Here is a 12,739-nt window from a genome sequence, read left to right as displayed (position 1 = left end):
CCTGATCCTGGTGCGCGTACCGGCGAGCGACGGGAAGCAGGCAGCGCGCGATGCGTTCTACTCGCTGGTGTCGATGGCCGGATGGACGACCGTGGCAGCCACGCTCGCGTGCGTGCTGGTGTTCGCGGGTGCGTCGCAGCCGCGGCCGTCGAGCCTGCAGCAACTGCTGGCGCTGAAGAACCGCGTGCTGATGGAATTGCAGAAGCACGGCATCGGCAAGCCGGCCACGACGAACGACGCCGCGCCGGCTCCGTCCCCGGCACGCGCGCCCGTCGCGCCTCCGGCCGCGAACGAGGCAGGTGCATCCGCTGCCGCGCCGACGGCAGGCGAAGCCGCGTCCGGCGTCGCCGCCAGCGCGGTGCAGCCGGCCTCGGTATCGGCGCCCGCGCAACCGGTCGCACCGGAGGCGGCGCCTGCACGCAGTAGCGAGATGGACTGGCGTCCGGCCGCGGTAGCCGGTGCGGCCGTGATCGTCCTCGCGGCCGGTTTCGCGTGGCGCAAGCGCCGGAAAGGCCGGGGCACGGAAGAGGCGGGCACGGGTGCGACGGCTGCCGCGTCCGTAGCGGGCGGTGCCGCGGCTGCGGAAGCCGCAGTCGCGCCGACCGTCGAACCTGAACTGCCGATCCGGCCTGAAATGCCGGTCGCGCGTGACGCGGCTTCCGACTTGAGCCTTGCTGCGGCGACCGCCGCGGCGGCGGAGACGGTCGAGCCGCCCGACACGGATGTGTCGCCGGTGCAAGAAGCGGCGAAGCCGTATGACGAGCCGCCCGCGCACGCCGCAGTGCCGCCCGCAAGCGAGGCGGCGCCGGCTCCGCGCGATGCCGAGCCGGTAGAGCAGATCGCTGCCGAAAAGCCGGCGGAAAAGGCTGCCGAGACGCCGCTTGCACCCGTGGCAGCCGAAGCGCAGCACGCGGCGTTGATGCAGAACGCGATCAGCGCGCTCAGCAGCCTCGACATGCCGCTGCCGCCGCGCACATCCGACGAGTCGGCGACGGACGAGCCCGCTGCACGGGCAGGGCAGTCCGACACCGATAAAATTGCAACTAACGGTCAAGCCGCGCGGCACCTGCCGATGGGCTCGACCACGCCGGCCCCGGAACATCCGGCCGACCAGGACGACGAGTTCGATTGGGATCCGGACGCGGCGACGCCTGCCGTCCACACGGGCAGCCCGTTCGCGACGTCGTCGCTGCCGCCGCTCGGCGGCGCGCAGTTCGGTGCGCTGAAGCTCGATTTCGATCTCGACCTGCCGTCCGCGCCGGGCGCCGCATTGCCGGCGCTGACGCCGGACGAGCTCGCCCGCATCGCGCGCAACAAGCTCGATCTCGCATCCGAGTACGTCGAGCTGGGCGACCTGTCCGGCGCGCGGACGCTGCTGCAGGAAGTGGTCGACGCGAACGACGCCGCGACGCGCGACGATGCGCGCGCGCTGCTTGCGAAACTGGCGGACGAGGCGTGATGCGGATCGCGCTCGGCATTCAGTACGACGGCGCCGCGTTCTGCGGCTGGCAGGCGCAGCCGCACGGCAAGACCGTGCAGGATCGGCTCGAGCACGCGCTGGCCGAGTTCGCGCGCGTGCCGCTGCATACGACGGTGGCCGGGCGGACCGACACGGGCGTGCACGGGCTCGGCCAGGTCGTGCACTTCGATACCGACCTCGATCGCGAGGTGTTCTCGTGGGTGCGCGGCACCAACGCGTTCCTGCCGTCGACCGTGGCGGTGCAGTGGGCGAAGCCGATGCCGGAGACGTTCCACGCGCGCTTCTCGGCGTTCGAACGCACGTATTACTACACGCTGTACGTCCATCCCGTGCGCTCGCCGATGCTGGCGGGGCGCGCGGGCTGGATCCACACGCCGCTCGACGACGATGCGATGCGTGCCGCCGCCGCGCACCTGATCGGCGAGCACGACTTCTCGTCGTTCCGGTCGTCGGAATGCCAGTCGAAGACGCCGGTCAAACACCTGTACCAGATCGACGTGCGGCGCGTGGGCCACTTCATTCATTTCCGCTTCCGCGCGAACGCGTTCCTGCACCACATGGTGCGCAACCTGATGGGCTGCCTCGTCGCGGTCGGTCGTGGCCGCTATCCGGCCGACTGGCTGGCCGACGTGCTGGCCGGGCGCGACCGCAAGCTTGCGGCGCCCACGTTCATGGCCGACGGGCTGTACCTTGCCCACGTCGGCTACCCGGCGGAATTCGCCGTCCCGCCCGCGCAGCTCGGCAGCGTGCCGTGGAGCAGCGTCTGGGCCGATCTGGACCCTCAATCATGACGGATCACGCCGTGTCTCCCTCGACTTTCGCCGCGGCCGGCCTGCCGCCGCGCACGCGCATCAAACTGTGCGGGCTGTCGAAGCCCGAGGACGTGCTGCACGCGGCCGCGCTCGGCGCCGACGCGATCGGCCTCGTGTTCTACCCGAAGAGCCCGCGCGCGGTGTCGATCGCGCAGGCGGCCGAGCTGGCGCGCCTCGCGCCGCCGTTCGTGTCGGTGGTCGGGCTGTTCGTGAACGCGACCGAGGCCGAGATCGAGGCCGTCGTGCGCGACGTGCCGCTCACGCTGCTGCAGCTCCATGGCGACGAGACGCCCGAGCAGTGCGACGCGCTTGGCCGCGCGGCACGCCTGCCGTGGCTGCGCGCGGTGCGCGTCGGCCCCTCGACGCAATCGGCCGATTTGGTAGAATCGGGTCTTCATTATTCGAAAGCGCGCGGCCTCCTGTTCGACACCCTGGTGCCGGATTACGGTGGTAGCGGCAAGGTCTTCGATTGGTCTCTTATTCCCGCAGAGCTCGCGCATCGGGCCGTTTTGAGTGGTGGCTTGAGCGCGCAAAACGTCGGTGATGCGATTCGCCAGTTGCGCCCGTTTGCTGTCGATGTCTCGAGTGGCATCGAAGTGGAGGGCGCGAAGGGCGTGAAGGATCACGCCCGGATGGCGGCGTTCGTACGCGCGGTGCGCGAAGCGGACGCCGGGTGATGCAAGCCGGCGCAGCCCCGAAAGCGGGGTGCACCGACCGATCGAGAGAGACACCATGTACAACCTTCCTGATGACCGCGGCCACTTCGGCCCGTATGGCGGCACGTTCGTCGCCGAGACGCTGATTCACGCGCTGGACGAGCTGCGTGCCGCGTATGAAAAATTCCAGAACGATCCCGATTTCGTCGCCGAATTCGAGCGCGAGCTGAAGCATTTCGTCGGCCGTCCGTCGCCGATCTATCACGCGCAGCGCTGGAGCGAAACGCTCGGCGGCGCGCAGATCTACCTGAAGCGCGAAGACCTGAACCACACGGGCGCGCACAAGATCAACAACGTGATCGGCCAGGCGCTGCTCGCGAAGCGCATGGGCAAGAAGCGCGTGATCGCCGAGACGGGCGCCGGCCAGCACGGTGTCGCGACCGCGACGATCTGCGCGCGCTTCGGGATGGAGTGCGTCGTCTACATGGGTTCGGAAGACGTGCGCCGCCAGGCCGCGAACGTCTACCGGATGAAGCTGCTCGGCGCGACGGTGGTGCCGGTCGAATCGGGTTCGCGCACGCTGAAGGATGCGCTGAACGAAGCGATGCGCGACTGGGTCACGAACATCGAGAACACGTTCTACATCATCGGCACGGTCGCGGGCCCGCACCCGTACCCGATGATGGTGCGCGACTTCCAGCGCGTGATCGGCGACGAGTGCAAGGTGCAGATGCCCGAGCTCGCGGGCCGGCAGCCCGACGCGGTGATCGCCTGCGTCGGCGGCGGTTCGAACGCGATGGGCATCTTCTATCCGTACATCGACGACACCTCGGTGCAGCTGATCGGCGTCGAAGCGGCCGGCGACGGCCTCGACACGGGCCATCACGCGGCGTCGCTGATCGCTGGCAGCCCGGGCGTGCTGCACGGCAATCGTACCTACCTGCTGCAGGACGACGACGGCCAGATCATCGAGACGCATTCGGTGTCGGCGGGCCTCGACTATCCGGGCGTCGGCCCCGAGCATGCGTGGCTGAAGGACAGCGGCCGTGCGCAGTACGTCGGCATCACCGACGAGGAAGCGCTGAAGGCGTTCCATGACTGCTGCCGGATCGAGGGGATCATTCCCGCGCTCGAGTCGAGCCACGCGATTGCGTATGGCGTGAAGCTCGCGCCGACGTTGCCGAAGGACAAGATCCTGCTCGTCAACCTGTCGGGCCGCGGCGACAAGGACATGCACACGGTCGCCGAGCGATCGGGCATCGAGCTCTGACCCCGACCGATGCGTGACCTGATCGAAGAACCGGGCGGCGGTGCCGCGAGCGAGGCGGGGGCGGTTCAGCCTGCCGCTGCCGAGCCGCGCGCGCTGCCGTCCGGTATCGAACTGCATAACCGCGATTTCCTGACCCATGCCGCGCACCTGCCGGACGCGTCGATCGACCTGATCGTCGCCGATCCGCCGTACGGGCTCGGCAAGGACTACGGCAACGACTCGGACAAGCGTTCGGGCGACGATTTCCTCGCGTGGACGCGCGAGTGGCTCGAGCTCGCGATTCCGAAGCTGAAGCCGAGCGGGTCGATGTACATCTTCTGCACGTGGCAGTACGCGCCGGAAATCTTCAGTTTCCTGAAGACGCAACTCACGATGGTCAACGAGATCATCTGGGACCGGCGCGTACCGAGCATGGGCGGCACGACGCGCCGTTTCACGTCGGTGCACGACAACATCGGCTTTTTCGCGGTTTCCAGGGCGTATTACTTCGATCTCGATCCGGTCCGCATCCCGTACGACGCCGACACGAAGAAGGCCCGCTCGCGCAAGCTGTTCGAAGGCAGCAAGTGGCTGGAGATGGGCTACAACCCGAAGGACGTCTGGTCGGTCTCGCGCCTGCACCGGCAGCACGCGGAGCGCGTCGATCATCCGACCCAGAAGCCGCTGGAAATCATCGAGCGGATGGTGCTCGCAAGCTGCCCGCCGGGCGGCCGCGTGCTCGATCCGTTCATGGGCAGCGGCACGACCGCGGTGGCCTGCGCACGGCAGGGGCGCGACTTCGTCGGCTACGAGATCAACGAAAGTTATTGCGCGATCGCGCATGAGCGCGTGAACGCGCTCGCTGCGCCGGCGTGCGCGTGAATCGCGCCGCCGCATCGCCGAACGCTACTTTGTATGGGACCGGAGTAAGCGCTAAAGCGCCAACTCCGGATCGACATAGGAAAATTGCCATGAATCGAATTCAGCAGACCTTCGCCGCGCTCGCCGAACAAGGCCGTAAGGGCTTGATCCCGTTCATCACGGCCGGCGACCCCGATCCCGCCAAGACCGTCGAATTCATGCACGCGCTCGCCGAAGGCGGCGCGGACGTGATCGAGCTCGGCGTGCCGTTCTCGGACCCGATGGCCGACGGCCCCGTGATCCAGCGCTCGTCGGAACGCGCGCTTGCGCGCGGCGTCACGCTGAAGAGCGTGCTCGCCGACGTGAAGCGCTTTCGCGAAACCGACCCCAAAACCCCCGTCGTGCTGATGGGCTATGCGAACCCGATCGAGCGGATGGGCGTCGACGTGTTCGCGGCCGAAGCACAGGCGGCCGGGGTCGACGGCGTGCTCGTCGTCGACTATCCGCCGGAAGAGGCGGGCGTGTTCGCCGAGAAAATGCGCGCCGCGCAGATCGATCCGATCTTCCTGCTCGCGCCCACGTCGACCGACGAACGCATCGCCGACGTCGGCAAGATCGCGAGCGGCTACGTGTATTACGTGTCGCTCAAGGGCGTGACCGGCGCGGGAAATCTGGATGTTTCGAGCATTGCGGGTAAAATCCCGGCCATCAAGTCGCGCGTGCCGGTTCCGGTCGGCGTCGGCTTCGGTATCCGCGACGCCGAAACGGCGCGCGCGGTGGCCGAGGTATCGGACGCCGTCGTGATCGGCAGCCGCCTCGTGCAGCTGCTCGAAAGCGCTGCGCCGGAGGGGGCTGCCGCCGCGCTGAAGACTTTCATCGCCGAGCTGCGCGCCGCCCTGGACGGCGCGGGCAAGACGGCGCGATAAACACAACACAGGAAGCGGGAGCGGGCCATGCGGCCCGGCCCGCCACGGAACAGGAAACCATACGATGAGCTGGCTCGACAAACTGTTGCCGCCGAAGATCAAGCAGACCGACCCGAAAAGCCGCAAGGGCATTCCGGAAGGCCTGTGGGTCAAGTGCCCGTCCTGCGAGGCCGTGCTGTACCGCAACGACGTGGACGCGAACCTGCACGTGTGCCCGAAGTGCGATCACCACATGCGCATCGGCGCGCGTGAGCGCCTCGACGGGCTGCTCGATGCGGAAGGCCGCTACGAGATCGGCCAGGAAATCGTGCCGGTCGACACGCTGAAGTTCAAGGACAGCCGCAAGTACCCGGATCGTCTGAAGGAAGCGATGGACGACACCGGCGAAACCGACGCGATGGTCGTGATGGGCGGTGCGATCCACACGCTGCCGGTGGTCGCGGCCTGCTTCGAGTTCTCGTTCATGGGCGGCTCGATGGGCTCGGTGGTCGGCGAGCGCTTTGCACGCGGCGCGCAGAACGCGCTCGAACAGCAAGTGCCGTTCATCTGCTTCACCGCTTCGGGCGGTGCACGGATGCAGGAAAGCCTGCTGTCGCTGATGCAGATGGCGAAAACCACCGCGATGCTGACCAAGCTGGCCGAAGCCAAGCTGCCGTTCATCTCGGTGCTGACCGACCCGACGATGGGTGGCGTGTCGGCGAGTTTTGCATTCCTCGGCGACGTCGTGATCGCCGAACCGAAGGCGCTGATCGGCTTCGCCGGCCCGCGCGTGATCGAGCAGACGGTTCGCGAGAAGCTGCCGGAAGGCTTCCAGCGCGCCGAATTCCTGCTGAAGACGGGCGCGATCGACATGATCGTCGACCGCCGCAAGATGCGCGACGAGATCGCGCAGCTGCTCGCGCTGCTGCAGCGTCAGCCGGCCGACGCGCTGGCTTGACCGGCGCAAGGTTGTGAATACTGCGCGTCGCCTGGCTTCAGCGCCAGGCGGCGCGCTTCGTTTTTTGGCGTAGTGGCGGTCCCGATCCAGATTTGATCCGATGAGCACTTTTCCCACTCTCGACGCGTGGCTTTCGCATCTCGAACGCGCGCACCCGGTCGGCATCGACATGGGCCTGACCCGCATCGGGCAGGTCAAGGCGGCGCTGCAGCTCGAATTCGCGTGTCCCGTCATCACCGTCGGCGGCACGAACGGCAAGGGCTCGACCTGCGCATTCCTCGAGACGATCCTCGTGCGCGCCGGCTACAAGGTCGGCTGCCACACGTCGCCGCACCTGCTCGAATTCAACGAGCGCGCGCGTGTGAATGGGCAGAACGTCACCGATGACGAACTGCTGCCGCACTTCGAGGCCGTCGAAGCCGCGCGCACGTCGCTGCCCGAGCCGGTGTCGCTCACGTATTTCGAATTCACGACGCTCGCGATCCTGCACCTGTTCGCATCGCGCGGGCTCGATGCGGTGATCCTCGAAGTCGGCCTCGGCGGCCGGCTCGACGCGGTCAACATCATCGACACCGACTGCGCGATCATCACGAGCATCGACATCGACCACACCGAGTATCTCGGCGACACGCGCGAGAAGATCGCGTTCGAGAAGGCCGGGATCTTCCGTCCGGGCAAGCCGGCGGTCTGCGGCGATCCGGCCGCGCCGCAGACGCTGATCGACCATGCGGAAGCGATCGGCGCGGATCTGTGGCTGGTCGGCCGCGATTTCCGCTACGAGGCGCAGGCAGGCGCCGAGCGCCAGCAGTGGAGCTACCTCGGCCGCGAGAAGCGCTATCCGGCGCTCGCGTATCCGGCGCTGCGCGGGGCGAATCAGCTGATCAATGCGTCGGCCGCGCTCGCCGCGCTCGAAGCGCTGCGCCCGGTGCTGCCGGTGTCCGCGCAGGACATCCGGCTCGGCCTCGCGAACGTCGAGTTGCCGGGGCGCTTCCAGGTGCTGCCCGGCAAGCCGGCGATCGTGCTCGACGTCGCGCACAACCCGCATGCGTCGGCCGTGCTCGAGCAGAACCTCGGCAACATGGGCTTCTTCCCGTACACCTACGCGGTGTTCGGCGCGATGCACGACAAGGACATCGATGGCGTGCTGCAGCACCTGAAGGGCGAGATCGACCACTGGTGCGTGACCGACCTGCCGCTGCCGCGCGCGGCCTCCGCGGAGCAGCTCGAAGCCGCGCTGCGCAAGGCCGGCGTGGAGGAGGGGCCCGATTCGAGCGTGACGCGTTATACGTCGCCCGCAGAAGCGTTTCGCGATGCACTAAAAAGAGCATCCGAGAATGATAGAATCGTGGTTTTCGGCAGTTTCCATACGGTTGCCGGCGTGCTGGCCTACCGTAAATCGCAGCAACACTGACTGACGGGCAGTTTCGGACTCAGCCATTCATGGGAATTTTCTCGTTCGGCAAAAAAGACGACGACGCGCCCCCGCGGCGCGGCGGTCGCACCGGGACCTCCCGGAACGTGCGCACGGAGCGCACTGAACGCGTCGAGCGACGCTCGCGCCGCACGGAGCGTCCGGAATCGGATGCCCTGCTCCTCGATCCGACCCTTCCAGAAAAGCAACGCGCGCGCCGTCGCCTCGTCGGCGCGATCGCGCTCGTCGTCGCCGCCGTGATCGTGCTGCCGATGGTGCTCGATTCGCATCCGAAGCCGGTCACGGACGACATCGCAATCGACATTCCGAACCGGCCCGCGCACCAGGCGGTCGCACCGCGCGACGATGACGCCTCCGACGTGCAGGCAGGCGTCGCGCACGACGAACCGCCGGCATCCGAGGTCGACGTTGCGGCTGCACCGGCTCCGGTGCCGAAGAGCGCCGACAAGCCGGCCGCGAAACCCGATACCACGACCACGGCGAGCGTGACGCCGCCGAAGCCCGCGCCGAAACCGGCTGCCCCCGTGGCGAAGCCGGCTGCGCCGAAGCCTATACCCGCGCCCGCGGCCGTCGCGAATGTCGACGCCGCGAGTCCGGACAGCGGCGATGCGTCGTCGCCGTCGTCGCCGGCCGGTGCGCGCTTCGCGGTGCAGCTCGGGTCGTTCAAGGACGACGCGACGGCCCGTTCGTGGGCCACCAAGTTGAAATCGGCGGGCGTGCCCGCATATGTCGAGCATCGCAAGCAGGCAGACGGCAGCACGGCTACACTGTTGCGTGCGGGCCCGTTCGCGGATCGCGCGGCGGCTTCCGCCGCGATCGCGAAGGTGCGCGAAGCCGGTCTGACGCAGTAACGCACGATGCTGACGGCTTTCGACTACGCTGTATTGGCGGTGATCGTGTTGTCGGCGCTGCGCGGTGCGTGGCGCGGCTTCGTGTCCGAGATTTTCGGGCTGATCGGCTGGATCGCGGCGATCGTGATCGCGGGCCGCTACGTCGGACTCGTCGTGCCGTATATTCCGGCGAACTGGCCGGGCGGCGCGCTGACGCAGTGGGTGATCGCCTTCGCGTTGCTCGTGATCGGCGTGGTGCTGGTCGCCGGTGTCGCAAACGCGCTGCTGTCGCGGATCGCGCAGGCGAGTGGCCTGGGCGGCGTCGACCGCTCGCTGGGCATGATGTTCGGGCTCGTCCGCGGCTGCGTGCTGGTGGTGCTGCTGGTCGCGGCGGCCGGGCTGACCGAGCTGCCCAAACAGGATTTCTGGCGCAATGCGCTATTGCGTCCTTTCGCCGAACAGGGCGTGCACGAGCTGAAGCAGCTCCTGCCCGACGGCATGGCCCAGTACGTACGCGTGTGACGACGCGGCCGGGCAGGACGGAACCGATTTTGTCATTCTGAAGGACATGCCATGTGCGGCATCGTAGGCGTTATCTCCCAATCCCCGGTCAACCAGCTGATCTATGACAGCCTGCTGCTGCTGCAGCATCGCGGTCAGGACGCGGCGGGCATTGCGACGGCGGACGGCAGCAATTTCCACATGTACAAGGCGAACGGCATGGTGCGCGACGTGTTCCGCACGCGCAACATGCGCAGCCTGCCCGGCACCTACGGCATCGGCCAGGTGCGTTACCCGACCGCCGGCTCGGCGTCGAGCGAAGCCGAGGCGCAGCCGTTCTACGTGAACGCGCCGTTCGGGATCATCCTCGCGCACAACGGCAACCTGACGAACTGGCAGCAACTGAAGGACGAGATGTTCCGGATCGACCGCCGGCATCTCAACACCAATTCCGACAGCGAAGTGCTGCTCAACGTGTTCGCGCACGAGCTGCAACTGTCGACCACCGGCCTGGAGCTCGATCCTGCGTCGGTGTTCAAGGCCGTCGCGGGCGTGCATCGCCGCCTGCAGGGCTCGTACGCGATCGTGTCGCTGATCGCCGGCTACGGCCTGCTCGCGTTCCGCGATCCGTTCGGCATCCGCCCGCTGTGTATCGGCAAGCTCGAAACCGAGCACGGCACCGAGTGGATGGTCGCATCGGAGTCGGTGGCGGTCGAAGGCATCGGTTTCGAATTCGTCCGCGACGTGCAGCCGGGCGAAGCGATCTTCATCGATCCGGCCGGTAACTTCCACAGCCAGCAGTGCGCGGAGCAGCCGACGCTGAACCCGTGCATGTTCGAATACGTGTACCTCGCGCGTCCGGATTCGTGCCTCGACGGCGTGCCGGTCTACAACGTGCGCCTGCGCATGGGCGACTATCTCGCCGAGAAGATCAAGCGCGAACTGCCGAACGTGCCGATCGACGTCGTGATGCCGATTCCCGATTCGTCGCGCCCGGCTGCAATGCAGGTCGCCGCGAAGCTCGGCGTCGAGTATCGCGAAGGCTTCTTCAAGAACCGCTACGTCGGCCGTACCTTCATCATGCCGGGGCAGGCCGTGCGCAAGAAGTCGGTGCGCCAGAAGCTCAACGCGATGAGCATCGAGTTCAAGGACAAGAACGTGCTGATCGTCGACGATTCGATCGTGCGCGGCACGACCTCGCATGAAATCGTGCAGATGGCGCGCGATGCAGGCGCGAAGTCGGTGATCTTCGCGTCGGCGGCGCCGCCCGTGAAGTTCCCGAACGTGTACGGCATCGACATGCCGACGCGCGGCGAGCTCGTTGCGCATGGCCGCACCGATGAAGACGTCGCGAAGATCATCGGCGCCGACCACCTGATCTACCAGGACGTCGACGATCTGCGCCGCGCGGTGCGCGACATCAACCCGAAGCTCGAAGGCTTCGAGGCGTCGTGCTTCGACGGCAACTACATCACCGGCGACGTGACGCCCGAGTATCTCGATGCAATCGAGCGCGCGCGCCTCACGCCGGCATCGCAGGCCGATCGCGATACGGCTGGCGATACCGAACGCTCGCAGATGAACCTGCAGCTGTCGGTCGAGTGACACCGGCGCACGCTTCTGACGAGGCGTGATAGGATGTGGCCTTGCGTCGATTTGATATCAGCTTGCGGACGCGGGGCGACTTCCCAAAACAGCTAAAGCGAAGGCCGGTGGCAACCGGCCCGAGTCGATCGCTGTCGTACCGCACCGAAGCCCGCTGATGCCGACGCATAGCGGGCTTTTTGTTTTGGCCTGGTTTTGACTGGGTTCGCGCCACTCGCGCGGCCATCGAATACGGAAAACGGAACATGGACGACTCCCTCAACTTCGACACGCTTGCCGTGCGCGCGGGCACGCTGCGCAGCGACTTCAACGAGCATTCGGAAGCGCTGTTCCTCACGTCGAGCTTCTGCTTCCAGAGCGCGGCCGACGCGGCCGAGCGCTTCGCGAACTCGGAAGACTACTTCACCTATTCGCGCTTCACGAACCCGACCGTCACCATGTTCCAGGAGCGTCTCGCGGCGCTCGAGGGCGGCGAGGCGTGCATCGCGACGGCGTCGGGCATGGCCGCGATCATGTCGGTCGTGATGGCCGCGCTGCAGGCGGGCGATCACCTCGTGAGCTCGCGCAGCCTGTTCGGCTCGACGCTCGGGATGTTCTCGCAGATCTTCAGCAAGTTCGGGATCACGACGACCTTCGTCGACCCGACCGACCTGAACGCATGGCAGGAAGCCGTGCGTCCGGAAACGAAGATGTTCTTCCTCGAGACGCCGTCGAACCCGCTGACCGAACTTGCCGACATCGAGGCGATCGGCAAGATCGCGAAGGCATCGAACGCGCTGTTCGTCGTCGACAACTGTTTCTGCAGCCCGGTGCTGCAGCAGCCGCTGAAGCTCGGCGCGGACGTCGTGATGCACTCGGCCACCAAGTTCCTCGACGGCCAGGGCCGCGTGCTCGGCGGTGCGCTGGTCGGCTCGAAGGAATTCATCATGGGCAAGGTGTTTCCGTTCGTGCGCAGCGCGGGCCCGACGCTGTCGGCGTTCAACGCGTGGGTGCTGCTGAAGGGGATGGAGACGCTGTCGCTGCGCGTCGAGAAGCAATCGGCGAACGCGCTGGAGATCGCGCGCTGGCTCGATTCGCATCCGGCCGTCGCGCGCGTGTTTCATCCGGGCCTCGAATCGCACCCGCAGCACGAACTCGCGAAGCGTCAGCAGAAGGCGGGCGGGGCGATCGTGTCGTTCGAGCTGAAGGGCGACACGCCCGAACAGCAGCGCGCGAACGCGTGGCGCGTGATCGACAACACGAAGCTGATCTCGATCACCGGCAACCTCGGCGATACGCGCACGACGATCACCCATCCGGCGACGACCACGCACGGCCGCATCACGCCGGAAGCGCGTGCGGCAGCGGGGATCAGCGAAGGGTTGATCCGCTTGTCGGTTGGCCTGGAAGATGCGGGCGACCTGCGCCGCGATCTCGCGCGCGGGCTGGAAGGCTGAGCGCGGCACGTCAC

At 67.2% G+C, this 12,739-nt stretch carries 12 protein-coding genes; all 12 read left to right on the top strand.

Going from position 1 to position 12,739, the window contains the following annotated elements; translation table 11 throughout:
• A partial coding sequence (locus G3N61_RS20445) for a FimV/HubP family polar landmark protein (RefSeq protein ID WP_277405110.1) occupies positions 1-1,459 on the top strand: 1,459 nt, incomplete at its 5' end.
• Positions 1,459-2,271, top strand: a complete 813-nt coding sequence (truA, locus tag G3N61_RS20440; protein ID WP_175025305.1) for a tRNA pseudouridine(38-40) synthase TruA — start codon at positions 1,459-1,461, stop codon at positions 2,269-2,271. The genes G3N61_RS20445 and truA, both read left to right, overlap by 1 nt.
• Entirely contained in the window at positions 2,268-2,969 is a 702-nt protein-coding gene (locus G3N61_RS20435) for a phosphoribosylanthranilate isomerase (RefSeq protein ID WP_043177600.1), read from the top strand. The genes truA and G3N61_RS20435 overlap by 4 nt, the downstream gene beginning before the upstream one ends.
• 55 nt (positions 2,970-3,024) lie before the next feature.
• Positions 3,025-4,218, top strand: a complete 1,194-nt coding sequence (gene trpB, locus G3N61_RS20430; RefSeq protein ID WP_043177597.1) for a tryptophan synthase subunit beta — start codon at positions 3,025-3,027, stop codon at positions 4,216-4,218.
• Between the two features lie 9 nt (positions 4,219-4,227).
• Positions 4,228-5,079 carry a site-specific DNA-methyltransferase gene (locus G3N61_RS20425; RefSeq protein WP_089474484.1) on the top strand — a complete coding sequence of 284 codons (852 nt, stop codon included), beginning with the start codon at positions 4,228-4,230 and terminating at the stop codon, positions 5,077-5,079.
• Positions 5,080-5,168: 89 nt separating this feature from the next.
• Positions 5,169-5,984, top strand: a complete 816-nt coding sequence (trpA, locus tag G3N61_RS20420) for a tryptophan synthase subunit alpha (protein WP_089453358.1) — start codon at positions 5,169-5,171, stop codon at positions 5,982-5,984.
• Between the two features lie 64 nt (positions 5,985-6,048).
• A complete protein-coding gene (gene accD / locus G3N61_RS20415) occupies positions 6,049-6,921 on the top strand; it encodes an acetyl-CoA carboxylase, carboxyltransferase subunit beta (protein WP_043177592.1) in 873 nt (290 codons plus the stop codon).
• A 100-nt stretch (positions 6,922-7,021) separates the two neighbouring features.
• Complete coding sequence (gene folC, locus G3N61_RS20410) at positions 7,022-8,332, top strand: bifunctional tetrahydrofolate synthase/dihydrofolate synthase (RefSeq protein WP_043177589.1); 1,311 nt, start codon at positions 7,022-7,024, stop codon at positions 8,330-8,332.
• 29 nt (positions 8,333-8,361) lie between these two features.
• Positions 8,362-9,204: an SPOR domain-containing protein gene (locus tag G3N61_RS20405; RefSeq protein WP_205823429.1), complete on the top strand. Its 843-nt coding sequence runs from the start codon at positions 8,362-8,364 to the stop codon at positions 9,202-9,204.
• A gap of 6 nt (positions 9,205-9,210) precedes the next feature.
• The gene (locus G3N61_RS20400; RefSeq protein WP_027782633.1) at positions 9,211-9,705 is read left to right on the top strand and encodes a CvpA family protein; all 495 of its coding nucleotides are present in this window, start codon (positions 9,211-9,213) and stop codon (positions 9,703-9,705) included.
• Between the two features lie 51 nt (positions 9,706-9,756).
• Positions 9,757-11,289: an amidophosphoribosyltransferase gene (gene purF / locus G3N61_RS20395; RefSeq protein WP_043177580.1), complete on the top strand. Its 1,533-nt coding sequence runs from the start codon at positions 9,757-9,759 to the stop codon at positions 11,287-11,289.
• Positions 11,290-11,534: 245 nt separating this feature from the next.
• The gene (locus G3N61_RS20390) at positions 11,535-12,725 is read left to right on the top strand and encodes an O-succinylhomoserine sulfhydrylase (protein ID WP_089453356.1); all 1,191 of its coding nucleotides are present in this window, start codon (positions 11,535-11,537) and stop codon (positions 12,723-12,725) included.
• Positions 12,726-12,739 lie beyond the last annotated feature (14 nt).

Source organism: Burkholderia sp. Ac-20349 (assembly GCF_017104865.1).
Classification (GTDB): Bacteria; Pseudomonadota; Gammaproteobacteria; order Burkholderiales; family Burkholderiaceae; genus Burkholderia; species Burkholderia aenigmatica.
The sequence above is the reverse complement of the archived record's forward strand: the minus strand, read 5'-3'. Positions and strand labels throughout refer to the sequence as shown.